This window comes from Blastochloris sulfoviridis (assembly GCF_008630065.1).
In the GTDB taxonomy this organism is placed as follows: Bacteria; Pseudomonadota; Alphaproteobacteria; order Rhizobiales; family Xanthobacteraceae; genus Blastochloris; species Blastochloris sulfoviridis.
The window spans coordinates 44,183-63,227 of the sequence record NZ_VWPL01000005.1 but is presented as its reverse complement, the minus strand read 5'-3'; the positions used below and the strand labels follow the sequence as shown (position 1 = coordinate 63,227).

General features: G+C 67.8%; 14 protein-coding genes and 1 riboswitch. Of the genes, 5 read left to right on the top strand and 9 right to left on the bottom strand.

What is annotated here, in order from left to right; genetic code table 11:
- Positions 1 to 35 precede the first annotated feature (35 nt).
- From F1193_RS04120 to F1193_RS04085, 8 genes are all read right to left on the bottom strand, one after another.
- Positions 36 to 356, bottom strand: coding sequence for a DMT family transporter (locus F1193_RS04120; protein WP_150096407.1), 321 nt, complete (start codon positions 354 to 356; stop codon positions 36 to 38).
- A 43-nt stretch (positions 357 to 399) separates the two neighbouring features.
- Positions 400 to 2,178 (bottom strand): allophanate hydrolase, encoded by a 1,779-nt coding sequence (gene atzF / locus F1193_RS04115; protein WP_150096406.1) that lies wholly within the window; start codon positions 2,176 to 2,178, stop codon positions 400 to 402.
- Positions 2,178 to 5,786, bottom strand: coding sequence for an urea carboxylase (uca, locus tag F1193_RS04110; protein WP_150096405.1), 3,609 nt, complete (start codon positions 5,784 to 5,786; stop codon positions 2,178 to 2,180). The genes atzF and uca overlap by 1 nt, the downstream gene beginning before the upstream one ends.
- Before the next feature lie 3 nt (positions 5,787 to 5,789).
- Positions 5,790 to 6,437 carry an urea amidolyase associated protein UAAP2 gene (locus F1193_RS04105; RefSeq protein ID WP_150096404.1) on the bottom strand — a complete coding sequence of 216 codons (648 nt, stop codon included), beginning with the start codon at positions 6,435 to 6,437 and terminating at the stop codon, positions 5,790 to 5,792.
- A gap of 14 nt (positions 6,438 to 6,451) precedes the next feature.
- Complete coding sequence (locus F1193_RS04100) at positions 6,452 to 7,168, bottom strand: urea amidolyase associated protein UAAP1 (protein ID WP_150096403.1); 717 nt, start codon at positions 7,166 to 7,168, stop codon at positions 6,452 to 6,454.
- A complete protein-coding gene (locus tag F1193_RS04095; RefSeq protein WP_150096402.1) occupies positions 7,149 to 8,024 on the bottom strand; it encodes an ABC transporter ATP-binding protein in 876 nt (291 codons plus the stop codon). Before F1193_RS04095 ends, F1193_RS04100 begins: the two co-directional genes overlap by 20 nt.
- On the bottom strand, positions 8,021 to 8,842 hold the full coding sequence (locus F1193_RS04090; protein ID WP_150096401.1) for an ABC transporter permease: 822 nt from the start codon (positions 8,840 to 8,842) through the stop codon (positions 8,021 to 8,023). Before F1193_RS04090 ends, F1193_RS04095 begins: the two co-directional genes overlap by 4 nt.
- A gap of 82 nt (positions 8,843 to 8,924) precedes the next feature.
- Positions 8,925 to 9,995, bottom strand: a complete 1,071-nt coding sequence (locus tag F1193_RS04085; RefSeq protein ID WP_150096400.1) for a putative urea ABC transporter substrate-binding protein — start codon at positions 9,993 to 9,995, stop codon at positions 8,925 to 8,927.
- 118 nt (positions 9,996 to 10,113) lie between these two features.
- Positions 10,114 to 10,217: riboswitch (guanidine-I (ykkC/yxkD leader) on the bottom strand.
- A gap of 218 nt (positions 10,218 to 10,435) precedes the next feature.
- Here F1193_RS04085 and pgeF point away from each other — a divergent pair.
- The 3 genes from pgeF to F1193_RS04070 all read left to right on the top strand — a co-directional run bounded on the left by pgeF (position 10,436) and on the right by F1193_RS04070 (position 13,461).
- Positions 10,436 to 11,230 carry a peptidoglycan editing factor PgeF gene (gene pgeF, locus F1193_RS04080; protein WP_246164115.1) on the top strand — a complete coding sequence of 265 codons (795 nt, stop codon included), beginning with the start codon at positions 10,436 to 10,438 and terminating at the stop codon, positions 11,228 to 11,230.
- Between the two features lie 339 nt (positions 11,231 to 11,569).
- Positions 11,570 to 12,148: a hypothetical protein gene (locus tag F1193_RS04075; RefSeq protein ID WP_150096398.1), complete on the top strand. Its 579-nt coding sequence runs from the start codon at positions 11,570 to 11,572 to the stop codon at positions 12,146 to 12,148.
- Between the two features lie 359 nt (positions 12,149 to 12,507).
- Positions 12,508 to 13,461, top strand: a complete 954-nt coding sequence (locus tag F1193_RS04070; protein WP_150096397.1) for a ribose-phosphate pyrophosphokinase — start codon at positions 12,508 to 12,510, stop codon at positions 13,459 to 13,461.
- Positions 13,462 to 13,654: 193 nt separating this feature from the next.
- On the opposite strand, the gene F1193_RS04065 is transcribed toward F1193_RS04070, so the two are convergent.
- Positions 13,655 to 17,431 (bottom strand): chemotaxis protein CheB, encoded by a 3,777-nt coding sequence (locus F1193_RS04065; protein WP_150096396.1) that lies wholly within the window; start codon positions 17,429 to 17,431, stop codon positions 13,655 to 13,657.
- Positions 17,432 to 18,058: 627 nt separating this feature from the next.
- On the opposite strand from F1193_RS04065, the gene F1193_RS04060 reads away from it, so the two are divergent.
- Together F1193_RS04060 and F1193_RS04055 are read left to right on the top strand one after the other, a co-directional pair.
- Positions 18,059 to 18,718, top strand: a complete 660-nt coding sequence (locus F1193_RS04060) for a phosphoribosyltransferase (protein WP_150096395.1) — start codon at positions 18,059 to 18,061, stop codon at positions 18,716 to 18,718.
- A 50-nt stretch (positions 18,719 to 18,768) separates the two neighbouring features.
- Positions 18,769 to 18,978 carry a ChaB family protein gene (locus F1193_RS04055; protein WP_150096394.1) on the top strand — a complete coding sequence of 70 codons (210 nt, stop codon included), beginning with the start codon at positions 18,769 to 18,771 and terminating at the stop codon, positions 18,976 to 18,978.
- The last annotated feature ends 67 nt before the right edge of the window (positions 18,979 to 19,045 follow it).

The window sequence follows — 19,045 nt, the reverse complement described above, 5'->3', positions numbered from 1 at the left end:
TGTCCCCTGTGAATTCAAGCCGCGTCAGTCGGCGCTCAGTCGCCCGAGGCGAGCTTCATCAGCGCGATGCCGCAGACGATGAGCGCGGCGGCCACGAGGTGCAGCGCGGTCAGCGGTTCGCCCAGGAAGACGATGCCGATGGCGAAGGCGCCGACCGCACCGATGCCCGTCCACACCGCATAGGCGGTGCCGAGCGGCAGCACCTTCGTCGCCAGGGACAGCAGCACGAGGCTGGCGATCAGCGCGGTGATGGTGATGGCGGTCGGCAGCGGGCGGGTGAACCCCTCCGACAGCTTCATCGCATACGCCCACACGATCTCCAGCAGCCCGGCGAGAAGCAACGTGAGCCAAGCCAAGGACGTCTCCCTTCCTGCGCGCCTTAACGAACGACACAAGCCCTCATGACGATGCCGCGCAGGATGCGCGCCAGGCGCGCCAGCCGCCAAGCGCGGTGATGTCGAGCGCGTCCGTCACCGCCCGGCCTTCGCACAGGAAGCCCTTGACCTCGCTGCCATCGGCCAGCGTCACCGTGCCGATGCAGAGCGGCGGCGGCACCAGCGCCACGAAGCTGCCGAACCCGGCAGGGTCCAGCTCATAGACCTCGACCTCGATGCCGCCGGCGCCGGTCTCGTCGCGCACCAGGCCGGGCTTGGCGGGCGTCGTGCCCTTGAGCGCATAAAGGCTGTAGCCGGGCGCGGTGCGCGTGGTGGCGACGCGGCGGGCGTCGCGCTCGACAAGCTGGCCGTGCAGCGGCTGGCCTTCGAGATGGGCGCCGACCACGGCGAGCCGGACGCGACCGGCGGATGGCTCGATGCGCGCGGGCGGGGTCGTGGCGAGGCCCGCGCCGGTCGCGCCGATGCGGGCGCCGGGCAAGGCGCGATGCAGCGCGTCGGCGAGCAGCGCCAGGGGCTCATCCTCGAATGCCCGGCCGACCAGCGTGACGCCGAACGGCAGGCCGTCCGGCCGGAAGCCGGCCGGGATGGCGATGGCGGACAGATCCATCAGATTGACGAAATTGGTGTAGGTGCCGAGATTGCTGTTGAGCCGAACCGGGTCGGCCAGCACTTCGTCGATGCGATAGATCGTGGGCGCGGTGGGCAGCAGCAGGACGTCCATCTTCGCCCATTCCGCCTCGGCGGCGCGGACAAGCTCGGCGAGCCGGTACTGCGCCTTGAAGGCGTCAACGGCCGACCAGTTTTCGCCGCCGAGCACGATCGCGCGCACCACCTCGTGCACCGCCTCGGGATGCGTGGCCGCGAAATCGCCGATCGCGGCACGCCGCTCGGCCACCCACGGTCCGGCATAGAGCAGGGAGGCGGCATCGCGGAACGGCGCGAAGTCGATCGTCACCGCTTCGCCGCCCAGGGCTTCGAGCCGTGCGACGCTCTCGCGGAACAGCACTTCAGCAGCCGTATCGCCGAAGAAGGCGAGGTCGGCCGGTACGCCAAAGCGCACGCGCGCGGGCAGGGCCGGCGCCGGCTGCGGGCGGCGTGAGAAGCCATCCTCGGTATCGAAGCCGCCAGCGATGCGCAGCACCGCCAGCGCATCGCCGATCGTGCCGGCGAACACCGAGACGCAATCGAGGCTGCGGCAGGCCGGCACCACACCGCGTGTGCTGACGAGGCCGCGCGTCGGCTTCAGCCCCACCACGTTGTTGAACGCGGCCGGCACGCGGCCGGAGCCGGCGGTGTCGGTGCCGAGCGCGAACGCGACCTGCCCGGCGCCGACCGCGACGCCCGAGCCCGACGACGAGCCGCCCGAGATATGGTCGGCGCTGAACACCGAGGTGCAGGCGCCATAGGGGCTGCGGGTGCCGACCAGCCCGGTGGCGAACTGGTCCATATTGGTCTTGCCGATCAGGATGGCGCCGGCAGCCTGCAGACGCTCCACCACGGTGGCGGAGCGCTCGGGCGTATAGGCGAAGGCGGGGCAGGCGGCCGTCGTCGGCAGGCCAGCGACGTCGATATTGTCCTTCACCGCGAACGGGATGCCCCACAGCGGCCCGCGCGGTGCGGCGGCAAGCTGCGCCAGCGCTGCGTCCCTTGAAAGCAGCGTGATCCACACCGGCCGCTCGCCCCGCGCGGCGATGCGGTCATAGACGGCATCGAGCACGGCCTCGGGCGAGAGCGTGCCGGTGGCGTAGCCGTGCTGGAGCGAGGCGATATCGAGCGACAGCATCAGCGCGCCTCCGCCGGTACGACCACGGCCAGCGTCTGGCCGAGCGCCACCGCGCGCGCCTCGGCGCAGCGCAGCTCCGCGACCACGCCGGAGATCGGCGCGGCGACGTTGATCTCCATCTTCATGCTTTCCACCACCACCAGGATGTCGCCGGCCTCGACGCGCTGGCCGGGCTCGACGGCGATCTTCCACACGCTGCCCGGCACCGGCGATTCTGCGGCCACGCCGCCGGGCGGCAGCGGGTTGTCGTCACCACTGTCGAGGATCTCAGGCAGCTCGGCACCATAGCCGATCTGGCCCGAGGCCTCCCAGCGGGCGCGCTCCTCGTTGAAGGCCTGCTGCTGGCGCCGCTTGAAGGCGTCGATCTCGTCGCGGTTCGCGGCGAGGAAGCGGCGATAGTCGGCGAGGCGGAAGGTGCCATGCTCGATCCTGAGCTTCGCCTTGCCGCGCGGAAAATCCTCGCGGAAGGCCAGGAGCTCCTCGGCGCTCACCTCGACGAAGCGGATCTGATCGAAGAAGCGCAACAGCCACGGCTTGCCGGGCTCGAAGGCGTCGGTCGCCTTGAAGCTGTTCCACATCTGGCAGGTGCGGCCGACGAACTGGTAGCCGCCCGGGCCTTCCATGCCATAGACGCACAGATAGGCGCCGCCGATGCCCACCGCGTTTTCCGGTGTCCAGGTGCGCGCCGGATTGTACTTGGTGGTGACGAGACGGTGACGCGGATCGACCGGGGTCGCCACCGGCGCGCCGAGATAGACGTCGCCGAGGCCGAGCACGAGATAGCTCGCCGCGAACACGATGCGCTTGACCTCGTCGATACTGTCGAGACCGTTGATGCGGCGAATGAACTCGATATTGCTCGGGCACCACGGCGCATCCGCGCGCACCGACTGCATGTACTTGCGGATGGCGAGCTGGGTGGCCTCGTCGTCCCAGGACAGCGGCAGATGGACGATGCGGGTCGGCACTTCCATGTCGCCGGTGTCGGGCAGTGAAAGCTCGGCACGGCGCAGGAGGTCGAGCAGCGCCGGCAGCTTCAGGGTGCGGCTGTCGTAATGGATCTGCAGCGAGCGGATGCCGGGCGTCATCTCGATGATGCCGGCGCGCGCGAGCGCCTTCAAGGCCGTCATCAGCGCATGCACGCGGAAGCGCAGTTCGAGATCGAGCACCGGCGGACCGTATTCGACCAGCAGGTACTTGTCGCCGGCCCGGCGATAGACGACATGCGGGCGCTCGCCGGCCGGCGGCATCTCGCCCACGATGGCCGAGTCCGGCCCGCAATCGCCCGCGAGCCAGAGCGGATCGAACGGCACCGGCGCGAAGCCGGCGATCTCGGCCTCCTGCTGCGCCTCCATCGCTGCGGCTTCGGCGGGCTGAAGGCGGCGGAAGCGCACGCGGTCGCCGGGGCGAAGCTGGCCGATCTTCCACAATTCCGCCTGGACGATGGTGGCCGGGCAGACGAAGCCGCCGAGGCTCGGCCCGTCGAGGCCGAGGATCACCGGCATGTCGCCGGTGAAGTCGATGGTGCCGATGGCATAGGCGTTGTCGTGGATGTTGCTCGGGTGCAGGCCGGCCTCGCCGCCATCGCTGCGCGCCCAGGCCGGGCGCGGGCCGATGAGCCGCACGCCGGTGCGGTTGGAATTGTAGTGCACCTCCCAGGACGCCGCGAAGAAGGCGTCGATGTCATCGTCGGTGAAGAAGTCGGGCGCGCCGTGCGGCCCGTAGAGCACGCCGATCTCCCAGTTGCGGGTGAGCGGCGGCACGAGCGACTCCGGCACCGCGCAAGGCGCGGTCTCGCTCGCATCGCCGAGATGCAGCACGTCGCCGGCCTTCAGCGCCCGGCCGGCCGGGCCGCCGAATTTTCCGAGCGTGAAGGTCGATTTGGCGCCGAGATAGGCGGGCACGTCGAGGCCGCCGCGCACCGCGAGATAGGCGCGGCAGCCAGCACCGGTGACTGCGCCGAGCCGCAGCACCTGACCGGCTCGGACCTCAACCGGCTGGAGGAAGGGCAGGGGAGCGTCGTCGAGATGCGCCTCCATCGTCGCGCCGGCAAGGCAGATCACCGCAGCCGCGTTGAACTTCAGCGTCGGGCCGGACATGGTGATTTCGAGCGCGGCGGTGCCAGCCGCATTGCCTACCGCGCGGTTGGCGAGGCGGAAGGACAGATTGTCCATCGGCCCGGAGGGCGGCACGCCGACGTCCCAATAGCCGACGCGGCCGGGATAGTCCTGCACCGTGGTCTGGGTGCCGGCGGCGATCACCTCGATGGTGCGCGGGTGATAGGCGAAGGTCGCGAGCGTGCGCGTGGTCATGCGGCCGCTCGCGAAGTCCTCGCCGGCCACGACGGCGCGCAGATAATCGAGATTGGTCTCGATGCCGCTGATTTCGGTGGCGGTGAGCGCCGTGCCGAGCTTCGCCAGCGCATCGGCGCGGTCGGTGCCGGTGACGATAATCTTGGCGATCATCGGGTCGTAGTAGGGCGACACCTCGACGCCGGCCTCGACCCAGGTCTCGATACGTGCGCCTTCCGGCCAGCGCAGATGGGTGAGCAGGCCGGAGGAGGGCCGGAAGTCGCGTGCCGGATCCTCGGCATAGAGCCGCACCTGGATCGAGGCGCCGCGCGGCGCTGGCGGGTCGCGCAATGGCAGCGGCTCGCCCGCCGCCTGGCGGATCATCCATTCGACAAGATCGATGCCGGTCACCTGTTCGGTGACGCCATGCTCCACCTGCAGGCGGGTGTTGACCTCCAGAAAGTGAAAGGCGCCGCTGTCGGTGTCGTAGAGAAACTCCACCGTGCCGGCATTGGCATAATTGACCGTGCGGCCGAGCCGGGCCGCGGTGTCGAACAGCTTCTGGCGCAGCGCGGCCGACAGGCCGGGTGCCGGCGTCTCCTCGATCACCTTCTGGTTTCGCCGCTGCGCCGAGCAGTCGCGCTCGCCGAGCGCCACCACCTCGCCCTGGCCGTCGCCGAAGATCTGCACCTCGATGTGGCGGCCGCGCTCGACGTACTTTTCGACGAACAGCCCGGCATTGTTGAAGTTGTTGCGGGCCAGCCGCTGGACGCGCTCGAACAGCGGCGCAAGCTCGTCCGCGCTGCGGCAGAGCGTGAGGCCGATGCCGCCGCCGCCGGCGGTGCTCTTCAGCATCACCGGATAGCCGATGCGCGCGGCCTCGGCCCGGGCGTGGTCGAGATCGGCGAGCAGGTCCGAGCCCGGCGCCAGCGGCACGCCGGCAGCACGCGCCAGCTCGCGCGCGGTGTGCTTGAGGCCGAAGGCGCGCATGTGCTCTGGCCTCGGGCCGATGAACACGAGTCCATGCGCGGCGCAGGCGTCCGCGAACTCCGGGTTCTCCGACAGGAAGCCATAGCCGGGGTGGATCGCTTGCGCCCCGGTCTTGAGGGCGGCGTCGAGAATGGCCTCGGTGCGCAGGTAGCTCTGCGCGGCCGGGGCGGGGCCGACGAGGATCGCCTCGTCGGCCTCGGCCACATGCAGCGCGTGGCGGTCGGCCTCCGAATAGACGGCGACGGAGGCGATGCCCATACGGCGCAACGTGCGGATGACGCGGCAGGCGATGGCGCCGCGATTGGCGATCAGGACCTTTGAGAACATGCGTCAGGCCCCTTCGTCCCAGATCAGCACCTCGATCGGCGTCGGATTGTAGGCGTTGCACGGATTGTTGAGCTGCGGGCAGTTCGAGATCAGCACCAGCACGTTCATGGCGGCGACCATCTCGACATACTTGCCCGGCCCCGAGACGCCATCGGCGAAGGTGAGGCCGCCGTCCCGGGTGATCGGCACGTTCATGAAGAAGTTGATGTTGTGGCCGATGTCGCGCTTGGTGAGGCCGAAGCGGTCATGCTCCGCCAAGGCGAGCAGATAGGAATCGCGGCAGGCGTGCATGGTCTTCTTCTCAAGCGCATAGCGCACGGTGTTGGATTCCGTGGCGCAGGCGCCGCCCAGCGTGTCGTGCCGGCCCACCGTGTCGGCGGTGATGGTGAGCATCACATTGCCGTCGGTCGACAGCAGCTTCGAGCCGGTGCCGAGATAGACGTTGGCCTGGGCGCGGATGGTGTCGGTGGCCGAGTAGCGCTCGAACGGATCGTCGGCGTTGTAGAACAGCGTGTCGGCGGCCTGGTTGCCATCGACATCGACGATGCGGAACGTCTGACCCGTCTTCACTTCATGCAGCCAGTAGTCGCCGGCGGGAACGATGGCGCGATAGCGTGCGGCCGCGGGTGCGAGCGTGCTTTCCTTCAACATGGTGCGAACCCTCCTCAGCCGATCAGGTGATAGAGACGGTTGTTCTCAAGGCCGCGCCGGTTCTCCGGGCAGGCATTGAGGCAGACGTCGTCTTCGGCCATCGGCGGGGCGCTGCGGACCTGGTAGCGCACGGCGGCGCGCGGATAGTCGGCGGCGGGGTTCAGCGGGTGCGGGCAGGTGTGCAGCAGCACCAGCGTATCCATCTCGAAACGGAGATCGACGTGATCGCCGGCCTTGGCGTTGGTCGGGTCGAAGATCATGGCACCGTCGTCGGCCACCACCACTTTCGAGAACCAGTTGACGTTGGCGGCGAGGTCGCGGCGGCCGAGGCCATACTTGCCGCCCTCGACCAGGAAGCTGTCATGGCCGTTGAGCTGCCAGTCGTTGCGGCAGGCCTGATAGGTCCTGGTACCCCAGCGCTCGGCCACCATGGCGCGGGTGGTGTTGCCGCACACGGTGTCGTGCCAGCCGACGCTGTCATCAATGATCGAGCAGAATACCCGCCCCATGTCGGAATAGAGGCAGTTGCCGCGGGTGAGCTTGAAGGTGTGCTGGCACTTCAGCGTGTCGGGCGCGTTGTAGCGCTCCAGCAGGTTGGCGGGATTGTAGAACAGCATGCCGGCATTGGCGCCGCTATCGACAGCGACGAGACGCAGCACGAGTCCGCGCCGGACGACGAAGGACCAGTGCGTGCCGCCGGGCAGCACGTCCTCATACAGAAGTTCGCTCATGCGACTCTCTCCGCTTGCGCCGGGTCGTCCCGGCAAAATCGAAGAGCCTGGCCCAGGGTCGTCCCCGGGTGGCGCCCTCTTCATTCTCCGTCGCTGCGAGGGCGGGCAGTTTCGAGACGATCTCGGCGCGTTCGGCCTTGTCGTCGAGCGGGATGTTGAACTTCACGGTGGCGCCGTAGGCCTCGGGCGCCTGCGGGTCGTGGCGGACCTTGTCGAAGGCGAGCACGCGCGTCGCGAGCGAGAAGCCTTCCTTGAGGTCGTGGGTGACCATGAACACGGTCATGCGCTCGGCGCGCCACAGCTCGCGCACCAGCACGTACATCTGTGCCTTGGTGCCGGGATCGAGCGCGCCGAACGGCTCGTCCATCAGCAGGATGCGCGGCTTGCGCACCAGCGCCTGGGCGATGGAGAGCCGCTGCTGCATGCCGCCCGACAGCTCGCCGGGATATTTCGTGCGCGACGGGCTAAGGCCGACGCGCTCGATGGTCTCGGCAACCTCCTCCAGCGCGCGGCGCTTCTTGGCGCCATACAGCCGACCGGTCAGCGGCGCGCGGGCGAATTCGAGGCCGAGGACGATGTTCTCCTCGACGGTAAGATGCGGAAACACCGAATAGCGCTGGAACACCACGCCGCGATCGGGCCGCGGCTCGCCGGGCAGCGGCTTGCCATCGATGGTGATGGTGCCGCGCGTCGGCTGCTCCATCGCCAGAAGGAGGCGCAGGAACGTGGTCTTGCCGCAGCCGGACGGGCCGACCAGCGCGCAGAACTCGCCCGACGGGATGTCGAGATTGATGTGCTCCAGCACCACCTGGTCGCCATACTGCTTCCAGAGATTGCGTACGCGCACCGTGCTCATGCCATCCCCCGTGTCAGCCAGGGCGAGGTGCGGCGGTTGAGTGCGCGCAGGCCCCAGTCCATCAGGAAGGCCATAAGCGTGATCCAGGCGACATAGGGCAGGATCACGTCCATGGCGAGATAGCGCCGCACCAGGAAGATGCGATAGCCGAGCCCGTCCTGCGCGGCGATGGCCTCGGCCGAGATCAGGAACAGCCAGGCCGGGCCCAGCGACAGCCGCAGCGCATCGATGAGCTTCGGCAGCATGGTTGGCAGCACGAGGCGGGTGATGATCTGCCACGTCGAGGCGCCGAGCGTCTGCGCCTTGATGACGAGTTCGGGCGGGATCGCCTCGACGCGCATCGCGAGGTCGCGGATCAGGAACGGCGCGATGCCGATGACGATCAGCACCACCTTCGACAGCTCGTCGAGGCCGAATGAAATGAACAGGATCGGCAGCAGCGCCATCGGTGGGATCAGCGACACCACCGCGACGAAGGGCGACAGGCCGGCGCGGAGATAGGGCACGAGGCCGCTGGCGATGCCGATGACGAGACCGAGCGCGGCCGAGACCGCGAGCCCCCAGGCGAGGCGGGCGAGGCTCGCGGCGGTGTCGACCCACAGCAGCACCTGGCCGGTGCGCTGGTCGGGGGTGAAGGCGAGGCGGACAACGGTTTCGGCGATGGTGGAGAGCGCCGGCAGCAGCTTGTCGTTGGGGTTCTCGGCCAGACGCATGGCCGAGAAGGTGAGGTAGAGCGCCAGCACCGCGAGAAAGGGAAGCGCGCCCCAGAACAGCGCGCCGCCCCGGCCCGGCCGTCGATTGATGATGCGAAGGCCCATGCCTCAGTTTCTCCCGGTACCTGTCGTTGGAGCGTCCGGCCAGCTCATCGAACCAGCCGGAAGCTTCGCACTTGACGAACGTTCAGAGTTTGCCCTCGGCGGCGAGCTTCATGGCCTCGGCGTCGAAGCGCAGCTTCACGTTCTTCGCGTCGCCCAGGATCTCGCCGCCCGGGAAGGCGATGCCGACGGCGTCCTTGGTCTTGGCGCCCTCGCCGAGCAGGCCGTGCTCGAACGAGAAGGTCCGCACGAGGTCCATGGTCTTCGGAAGCTGCGGCGAGGTGGTGAACTCCATCGCCTCGGCGGGCTTGTAGAACATGCGGGTGGTGACGAGCTGCGACTTGTAGCCGGCGAGGTCGGTGCCCGAGGCTTTCGCCATATGGGTCAGCATCGCCTCGTCGCCTGCCGCCATCTTCTCCATCATCTCGTACCAGACGCCGGTCAGCGCCTTGGCGAGCGCCGGATTGTCCTTCAGCGTGCCGGTGTTGACGACCAGGAGATCGATGATCTCGCCGGGAACCTTGGAGGAATCGAACACCTTGGTGGCGCCCTTGACAGCGGCGACCTCGGCGAGCTGCGGGTTCCAGGTCACCACCGCCTTCGAATCGGACGAGGAGGTGAACACCGAGACGATGTCGGCATCCGAGGTGTTGACGATCGAGACATCCTTCTCGGTCAGGCCAACGCTGTCGAGTGCGCGCGCCAACAGATAGTGCGACACCGAGAGCTGGACGAGATTGATCTTCTCGCCCTTGATGTCGGCGACGGTCTTTCCGGTCTTCAGCACGACGCCGTCATTGCCGTTGGAGAAGTCGCCGACGATGAGGGCGGTGGAGTCGACGCCACCGGCTGCGGGGATGGTCAGCGCGTCCATGTTGGTCATGACGCAGCCATCGAAGCCGCCGGCGGTGTACTGGTTGATGGATTCGACATAGTCGTTGATCTGCACGATCTCGACATTGATGCCGTATTTGTCGGCCCACTTCTTCATCAGGCCGGAGTCGGCGGCGTAGCCCCAGGGCATCCAGCCGGCATAGATCGACCAGGCGATCTTGAAGCTCTTCTTCTCGACGGCGCCGGCCGGCGAGCAGGCGATGGCGGCGGCGGCGGCGAGCCCGAGGCAGAAGGCGGAAATTCGCTTGAGTGAGATGGTCATGGAACCTCTCGCGATTGGATCTCACGCATCGTTCGCGAGGAGATCCGAATCGGGAGGCCCATCGAGCGGGTGCACGGGCAGAGACCTCGCCTTGAGAATCCGAAGCTTCTCGCGGTGGATCTCCCGGGCTTTTATCCCGCCGTGGCTCCGCCCCAACGGGGCGGGAGCGCATCTCTCGGACCAGACGCCGCAGGTGCGGCCGGAACCCTAGATGCATTATGGCCAGTACCTCAGCACGTTTCATGCCAGAAGAACAGCCCGATAATTCGGTGGTCCGGATGAGACTGTGCCTATGGGATCGGCAATCCGGGTGGGGCCTGATCAGGTATTGTGCAGGCGGGGCACGCGCTTGCCGATGAGCGGGCTTCCGGTCTATCGCAACGGTGTCCGCAACGCCGATGCCCGCGCCTGCGAAATCCCGCCGCAACAGGACATCCTCCGTGCCGAACTCCCGCCCCGAAAGCCCGTTTCCCGTCGTCACCTCGCCGCGGCTCGCCGTGCTGGGCCATGTCCGCCATGCCTTCTTCACCCGGCAGGGCGGGGTGTCGGAGGGGCTCTATGCCAGCCTGAACGGCGGCCAGGGCTCGGATGACGAGCCCGCGCATGTGCGCGAGAACCGCGCCCGCATGGTGGCGGCGCTCGGCGTGCCGGGGCCGCTGGTCAGCGTCTACCAGGTGCATTCGCCGGACGTGGCGGTGGTGGCCGAGCCGTGGGAACGCGAGGCGGCGCCCAAGGCCGACGCCATGGTGACCGACCGGCCGGGGATCGCGCTCGGCATCACCACCGCCGATTGCGGGCCGGTGCTGTTCGCCGATCCCAACGCGCAGGTGATCGGCGCCGCCCACGCCGGTTGGCGCGGCGCGGTCGACGGGGTGATCGCGGCGACCGTGGAGGCCATGGAGCGGCTCGGCGCCCGGCGCAGCCGCATCCTGGCCGCCATCGGCCCGCTGATCCGCCAGCCCTCCTACGAGGTGGGGCCGGACTTCATCGCCCGGGTGCGCGAGGCCCATCCCTTGAGCGAGCGCTATTTCGCCGCCGGCACCGGCGATCGCGCCTATTTCGATCTGCCCGGCTTCATCCGCGACCGGCTGGCGGAGGCGGGGGTGGGGGAGATCGAGGATCTCGGCCTCGACACCTATGCGGACGAGGCGCGTTTCTTCAGCTATCGCCGCACCACCCACCGCGGCGAGCCGGATTACGGCCGGCTGATCAGCGCGATTGCTCTCAGTTCCTGATTGGTGGTGACAGCTCCGTTGCCGCCGTCCAAGAGGATATGGCCCGGGAGCCGTAGCAGCCGTATAGGGCGCAATAGCGAAAGCATTCTCAGCCGGGATGTCAGAACGACGGGATACGCTTCGCTATCCCGCCCTACCGTGCCCCGCTGCCGTCGTCGGGATCGTTTGCAGGAAGGGGTCTTTCCGGATGACGGTCCCGGGTCTCGCTGACGCTCGCCCGGGACGACGACTTCCAGGCGATCTTCCCGGCCACCCGCGCCTACGGGTCCACCCTCTCGACTCGGGCTTAACCTTTCATTAAACATCGCCCCTTGGTGCGACAGCAGCATGAGGGCGGGCATGCGCGAGAGCAGAGGCGGCTTTGCGTTTTTGCAGGGCTGGAACGGCCGGCTGGCCGTCCTGGCACTGGTGCTCAACGCCGCCGGCTGCGTCTCCAATGCCGATCAGGCCGCCTCGCTGGCCGCGCAGTCTGGGCTGGTGCCGGTCGCCTTCGAGTCGATCAGTGGTGCGCCGCAACCGGTGTTCGACCGTCTGGTCGCCGACATCGCCCGCGAGTCCGAGGCGCGGCGGGTCCTGATCGTCTCCCGAAACGACAATGCCGATTACCGCGTGCGCGCCTATCTGGCGGCGCACAATGAGGGCGCCGAAAGCAAGGTGGCGTGGGTGTTCGACGTGTTCGACGCCAGCCGGCGGCGCACCGTGCGGCTGTCCGGCGAGGAGGTGGCGGCCGGCAGCGACGCGTGGTCGGGCTCCAGCGCCGCCGTGGCCAAGATCGCCGCCCAGAGCGTTGCCGAGCTGTCGCAATGGCTGCGCACCGCGGCGCCGGCGGGCACGGCGGCCCCGCGCGCGGCCGAAGGAGCCGACGTCGCCGCCGGTGAGCCGGCCACCTCGGCCGTCACCGGCTACACAGCGGATTGACCACGTCTTTGCCGATCGGCGTTCCCGCTATTTACGCCTTGTCATCGCGTTGTTATCAGGACGCCGGCCGAAGAGCGCCCGCTCGGCGCGCTGCGAAGGGCAGCGCGCAAGGCCGAGTTTTTCGCAATGGGTTCGCCGCAAATCCCGTCGCGGGTCAGGCGGTTGGCGAGAAGGGAGTAGCCGGGATCACGGCGTGATCGTCCGGGGAACCGGCGTGATACGAAATCCGGCCGGCAGGGCCGGAGTTCCGCACGCCGGTCGCCGCAAATTCTGCTCTCCAGCACGGGTTTTCGGCGGGATTGTCTCCTGAGGTTGCGAAGCGGTCGTCCGGACACCGTGTGATGGGGATTTTCGACGTCATGTCTACGCGCAACGGCGTAATCAAACTCGTTGCCGGGAATTCGAACCGGGCGCTGGCCGAGGCAATCGGCGCCTATCTCGAAACGCCCTTGGCGAAGGCGGTGGTGCGGCGCTTCGCCGATATGGAGGTGTTCGTCGAGATCCAGGAGAACGTGCGCGGGCAGGACGTGTTCGTCGTCCAGTCGACCTCCTTCCCGGCCAACGACCATCTGATGGAGCTCCTGATCATCATCGATGCGCTGCGCCGCGCCTCGGCGCGCCGCATCACCGCGGTGCTTCCCTATTTCGGCTACGCCCGCCAGGACCGCAAGCCGGGCCCCCGCACGCCGATCTCGGCCAAGCTGGTCGCCAACCTGATCACCCGCGCCGGCGCCGACCGCGTGCTGACGCTGGATCTCCACGCCGGCCAGATCCAGGGCTTCTTCGACATCCCCACCGACAATCTCTACGCCTCGCCGGTGATGGTGCGCGACATCAAGGAGCGCTACGCCCTCGACAAGGTGACGGTGGTGTCGCCGGACGTCGGCGGCGTGGTGCGCGCCCGCGGCATCGCCAAGCGCATCGACGCGCCGCTCGCCATCGTGGATAAGCGCCGCGAGCGCCCCGGCGAGAGCGAGGTGATGAACATCATCGGCGACGTCGAGGGCCGCATCTGCGTGCTGGTCGACGACATCGTCGATTCCGGCGGCACGCTGGTGAATGCCGCCGAGGCGCTGCTGCACCAGGGCGCAACCGAGGTCTACGCCTACATCACCCATGGCGTGCTGTCGGGCGGGGCGGTGTCACGCATCACCGCCTCCAAGATCAAGGAGCTGGTGATCACCGACTCCATCCAGCCGACCGAGGCGGTGCGGGTCTCCCGCAATATCCGGGTGATCTCGATCGCCACGCTGCTCGGCGAAGCCATCTGCCGCACGGCGTCGGAAGAGAGCGTGTCGAGCCTGTTCGATTGAGGCGGTGCCAGTGATCGTCATCCCGGGCGAGGCGTGAGCCGAGACCCGGGATCGTCGACCGGCGAAGCTCCTTCTGCACACTGTCCGTTGTCGTGACGGCGCCTTAGCGACGGTCGCCCGCGTGCTTGGTGCAGAGGGCAGGGCGCCATCACGGGCGAGGGGGCACGTTGCCGCCCACCGCCGCAAAATCCGGTCACGATGCGCCGAACGGGCCGGGGGACTCATGGCCCCGCGCGAGCCGGGCGATGGCGATGTCGTCGCGCGCATGGTGCCGCGGCGTGTCGCCACCATTCGGCGACGGGCGCAGCAGCATGCGCTCCGGCCCGAAGGCCAGGGTCACGGCAGTGCCCTGGCCTGGCGTGCTGTCGATCGACAGCGTGCCGCCATGCGCCTGCATCAGCGCGATGCTCACCGGCAGGCCGAGCCCGGTTCCCTCCTCGCCGCCGGGCGACAGGAGGCCGGACGTGATCGGGCCGGAGCCGATCCGCGCGACCGTCTCCTGCGTCATGCCGACGCCCGTGTCCTGCACCTCGATCGCCGCGCCGCCGTTCTCGAACGCGGACACCTTCACCCGGACCGTGCTGCCGCGGGGCGAGAACTTGATGGCGTTCGACAGCACGTTCAACAGAACCTGGCGGATGCGGCGCTCGTCGATGTTCATGAACATCTGTGCGGCGCGGAAATCGGGCGCCACCATCACGCCGGCCTTGGCGGCAACGGGCGAGACCACATTGACGGTGTTCGACACCAGCTCGACGAGATCGACCATCGTCTCGCGAAGCTGGAGCATGCCGGCCTCGATCTTGGCGATGTCGAAAATATCGTTGATGAGGTTGGCGAGATGGACGCCGGAGGTGTGGATGTCGGTGATGTAGGAGAGGTAGCGCTCGTGCTGCAGATGGCCGAACACCTCGCTCAGGATGGCGTCGGAGAAGCCGACGATGGCGTTCAGCGGCGTGCGCAGCTCATGGCTCATCTTGGCGAGGAAGTCGGTCTTCGCCCGGCTCGCCTCCTCGGCTACCTTCTTGGCGGCCTCCAGCGTGACGCTCATCTCGCGGATGCGGGTGTTGTCGCGCAACGTGATGGCGCGGTAGCAGCCGCTCTCGATCGCGAATTCGCTGAGCAGCACGTCGAAATGGCGGAACTGGTCGTTGCGCGGGATCGAGATCTCCAGCCGGCGCTCGGCGTTGGGGCCTGAGGTCGACAGCAGGTGCTCCAGCAGCGCGTCCGCGCGGTCGCTGTCGAAGAACAGGCGGTCCGCCGGGAAGCCGATGACCTTGTCGGCCACGACATCCAGGAAGGCGCAGGCGGCCGGATTGCACACCACCACGCGGCCGGTGCGCTCGGTGATGATGATGCCCTCGCTCGACGTCTCGATCAGATGCTCGGCGCGCCGGCCGTGCTCGGCGGCGGCCTGCTGGGCGCGCCGCAGCTCGGTCATGTCCGACACGGTGATGATGGCGCCGCGCAGGCGCTTGCGCACCTTGTTGGCGGAGATCTGCATCAGGAACGTGCCCTGGTCGATCCGGATCTCGCCGACATGGTTGCGCCCGGTGGTCAGCACGGTCTCGATCCAGGTCAGGATCTGCGGCATGTCGGCGACGATTCCGCTCTTGAGCAGGTTCTGCTTGTCGGGCATCGGCGACAGCCGCAGAATCCGCGCTGCCTTGCTGTTGTAGCGCAGCACCTGCAGCTTCGGATCGATGAGGACGATCGCCTCGACCGAGTTGGCGAGGATGCCCTCAAGCTCGCCATTGATCTCCGCCAGCGCGTTGGTCTTGGCCGACAGCTCGTCATTGACGGTCGACAGCTCCTCATTGGTCGCCTGCAGCTCCTCGTTGGTGGTCTCCAGTTCCTCGTTGGAGGCCTGCAGCTCCTCGTTGGAGGCGTGCAGCTCCTCATTGGCCGCCTGCAGCTCCTCGTTCGAGGTCTCGAGCTCCTCGACGATCGACTGCAGGTTCTCCTTGGTCGCCTTGAGCTCCTGCTCCAGGGTGGCGACCTGCTGAACGTCGATCTCGTTGACCAGTCCGGCGGCCTTCTTGCCGCGCGGCCGCGCCGGGTCGGCCTCCTCGAAACTCAGCATGAACAGCGGGTCGTCGGCCTCGCTGTTGTCGACGGGGTGCATGGCGAGCCGGACGAGCCGGCCGGGCGGATGACTCTCGCGATACTGGCCCCGGATGGGGAGGCGGTCGCGCGTGCAGCGATGCAGCAGGACACGCAGATCCGACCGGAAGGCGGGATCGACAAGCGTCATCAGGTTGAAGTCGACCGGACCGGTTCCGGCGCCGACGCGGATGAAGCGGCTGACATTGCCGTAGAAATGCAGCGGGTCGCCATCCTGCGACAGCAGGATGCTGGGCGGGCCGTAGGAATCCGCCAGCAGGTTGATGCCGGCCTGAACCAGAGTCGGGTTCGGGAGGCCGACGCCCTTGCCGGGCCTTCTCGCGCCCTGGTCGGGCGGCGTGTCGGGCTCCTTGGGCCTCGGGACGTGGTGGGGCCGGTTGGAGACGTCGCGGCGATGGTAGATCTTGTGGCGGAAGTCGACGACGCTGAACAGCGAGCGGCTGGAGCCGAGCGATTCCGAGCGGCCGAGGAACAGATAGCCGCCCGGCGCCAGTGCGTAGTGGAACAGCTTGAGAATGCGCTCCTGCAGCGCCGGCTTGAAATAGATGAGCAGGTTGCGGCAACTGATCAGGTCGATGTTCTTGAACGGCGGATCGTTCACCACGTCGTGGCGCGAGAACACCACCATGTCGCGCACGAACTTGCTGATGCGGTGGACGTCGCCGGCCTTGACGAAATGGTTGCGCAGCAGCGCGCGATCGAGATGGGCGACGCTGGCGCCGGGAAACTCGCCGCGCCGCGCCTGCATGGTGGCGAGCGCGTCGATGTCGGTACCGAAAATCTGGACGCGCGGCGCATCATTGCGGACCAGCGTCTTCTTGGCCAGCAGCAGCGCAATCGAATAGGCTTCCTCGCCGGTGGCGCAGGCCGGCACCCAGATGCGCAGCGTTTCGCCGGTCTGCTTCTTGGCGGCGAGCTTTTCGAGCACCGGCTCAAGGGCTGCGAACGCCTCGGTGTCGCGCATGAACGACGTGACCGAAATCATGAAGGATTTCGCCAAGTCGTCGATTTCCTCGCGGTGGGTGTCGATGTGGCTGACGTAGTCCTTGAGGTTCTTGATCTTGAGCGTCGCCATGCGCCGGCCGATCCGTCGGCGCAGTGTCGTCTCCTTGTAGTTGCTGAAGTCCATGCCGGTGTGGCGGCGCACGACCTGAATGAGAGCGTGGAACGGGCTGACGCCGCTGGTCTTCTCCGTCATCTCCAGGTGGAGATCCTGGCCCTTGGCGGTGAGGCCGAGCTTGGCGGCGATCTCCTTGGGCGAAAGGACGATGTCGGCGCCGCCGGTCATGATGGCGGCGCGCGGCATGCTTTCATATTTCGCGGTGACCGGATCCTGGGCGAAGGTGATGCCGCCATGGGCCTTGATGGCGCGAATGCCGTTGGCGCCGTCGGAGCCGGTGCCCGACAGCACCACGCCGATGGCGCGGCCGGCGAGTTCGGACGCGAGGCTGGCGAAGAACTGGTCGATCGAGGGCTTCGGCCCCTTCTCGTCGAGAGGGGCGCGCAGCACGAGCTTGCCGGACCGGTAGAGCACGTCGCAGTTCGGCGGCGTCACATAGATGGTGTTGGGCTTCAGCGACGTGCGGTTGGTGATGCTGCGCACCGGAATCCGGGTCTCGCGCGCCAGCAGGTCGACCATCATGCTGCGGTGCTGCGGCGACAGATGCTGGATGATGACGAAGCAGAGATTGGAGGATTCCGGCAAAGCGGCGACCAAAGGCCGAAGTGCTTCAAGCCCGCCGGCCGAGGCGCCGATGCCGACGACCCGCAGATCGTCCTTTTCGGACGAAACGACCTTTGGCGGACCGTCGGGGCTGGAAACCTCCTGGCCTGGCTGATCTGTCAAGGCTCTCTCCAGCAACCTTGGCGGCGCCCAATGCAACTTTATGTCATGTGCAGGACGGTACGGCGCGCGAAGAATAAATCATCGTTGCCCGATTCTCTGGCTCGATTCGCAAATTGCGACATGAAAATGGGTCTATAAGTAGACTGCCGCATTCCGCATGGTGATCCTGCGCGCTGGGTGCCGAATTGCTTCGGCGTGGGAAGGGCGTCGGCCATCGTGAGGGTGCTGTTGCGCGCCAGGATCTCATCGACGTCGCGATTGATGCCAGGGACCGCAAAACGTGACTCGTCATGCTTGAAGTGGACCTGGTTTTGGGATCAGTGGTTTACGGTCCTCCAGCCCTGCCGCGCGGAAGTCGGATATCGTTCGCCGCGTCCGGTCCGGCGACGCCGGCTCGGCGCATGCTCCGGCGAGGCGCTGAACCGCACCGGCATCGGCACGTTGCTGTTCGACCGGCTGACGCGCCAAGGGATCTGGCCATCATTCCCGGCGCGACCCATATCTTTCTCGAGTCCGGCGCGATGGAGGCGGCGGCCGATCTCGCGTTCGGCCGGTTCGCGCGGTTCCTCGTCGCGCCGGCGCGCGGCGCTGGCGGATAATCGTGCGGGAAGGTTCCTGGAGGCCCCCATGCCGTTCATCGATCGCATCGACGCCGGCCGCCAACTCGCCAAGGCACTCGCGCCGCTCAAGGACGAACACCCGGTGATGCTGGCCTTGCCGCGCGGCGGGGTGCCGGTCGCGGCCGAAATCGCGGCCGCGCTGGCGGCGCCGCTCGATCTCATACTGGTGCGCAAGATCGGCGTGCCGTTCGAGCCGGAACTGGCGATGGCGGCGGTGGTCGACGGCCCTTCGCCGATCGTCGTGCGCAATGACGATGTGATCGCCAAGCTGGCCATCGGCGAGGCCGAGTTTGCCAGGGCCCGCGACAGCGAACTGGCCGAGATCGAACGGCGGCGTAAGCGCTACCTTGGCGATCGCGCCCATCCGGACCTGGCGGGCCGCACCGTCATCGTCGTCGATGACGGCATCGCCACCGGCGCCACCGTTCGCGCCGCGCTGCAGGCGACCCGGCAGCGCAATCCGGCCAAGCTCGTGCTGGCGGTACCGGTGGCGCCGCCGCAGGCGCTGGAGGCGCTGCGCGGCGAGGTGGACGAGATCGTGTGCCTGGAGACGCCCGAGCCGTTCGGTGCCATCGGCTTCTTCTATGACGACTTCCGGCAGGTGTCGGATGCCGAGGTCATCGAGCTGCTGGCGCGCCATCCCGCGGTGTCGCCGGCCGGCGGCTGAGACGGGGCCGCCTGCGGATCGTGCCGGAGACCTGTCTGGAGGGTCGGCCAATGCCCTATCGCAGCAATGACGATCTGCCGCCGTCCGTGGCCCGGCATCTGCCGTCGCACGCGCAGGACATCTTTCGCGCCGCCTTCAACAACGCGTTTGCCGCACATGCCGACGATCCGCGCCAGGAGGAAGCCGCCCATCGCATCGCCTGGGCGGCAGTGAAGCGGTCCTACGTCAAGGTGGGAGACGACTGGGTCGAGCGCCGCTGACCCGCCGCTCCCCTGGCAGACATGTTGCGTGGGGCCGTGCAAACGCCGCATCTGGCGCCGGCCCCAA

Excerpts from the sequence above, each read along its gene's own strand:
- F1193_RS04075 (WP_150096398.1), top strand. The coding sequence starts at position 11,570 with ATGCGCGAGAGCAGAGGCGGCTTTGCGTTTTTGCAGGGCTGGAACGGC.
- uca (WP_150096405.1), bottom strand. The coding sequence starts at position 5,786 with ATGTTCTCAAAGGTCCTGATCGCCAATCGCGGCGCCATCGCCTGCCGC.
- F1193_RS04070 (WP_150096397.1), top strand. The coding sequence starts at position 12,508 with ATGTCTACGCGCAACGGCGTAATCAAACTCGTTGCCGGGAATTCGAAC.
- atzF (WP_150096406.1), bottom strand. The coding sequence starts at position 2,178 with ATGCTGTCGCTCGATATCGCCTCGCTCCAGCACGGCTACGCCACCGGC.
- F1193_RS04095 (WP_150096402.1), bottom strand. The coding sequence starts at position 8,024 with ATGAGCACGGTGCGCGTACGCAATCTCTGGAAGCAGTATGGCGACCAG.
- F1193_RS04060 (WP_150096395.1), top strand. The coding sequence starts at position 18,059 with ATGCCGTTCATCGATCGCATCGACGCCGGCCGCCAACTCGCCAAGGCA.
- F1193_RS04100 (WP_150096403.1), bottom strand. The coding sequence starts at position 7,168 with ATGAGCGAACTTCTGTATGAGGACGTGCTGCCCGGCGGCACGCACTGG.
- F1193_RS04085 (WP_150096400.1), bottom strand. The coding sequence starts at position 9,995 with ATGACCATCTCACTCAAGCGAATTTCCGCCTTCTGCCTCGGGCTCGCC.
- F1193_RS04090 (WP_150096401.1), bottom strand. The coding sequence starts at position 8,842 with ATGGGCCTTCGCATCATCAATCGACGGCCGGGCCGGGGCGGCGCGCTG.
- F1193_RS04055 (WP_150096394.1), top strand. The coding sequence starts at position 18,769 with ATGCCCTATCGCAGCAATGACGATCTGCCGCCGTCCGTGGCCCGGCAT.
- F1193_RS04105 (WP_150096404.1), bottom strand. The coding sequence starts at position 6,437 with ATGTTGAAGGAAAGCACGCTCGCACCCGCGGCCGCACGCTATCGCGCC.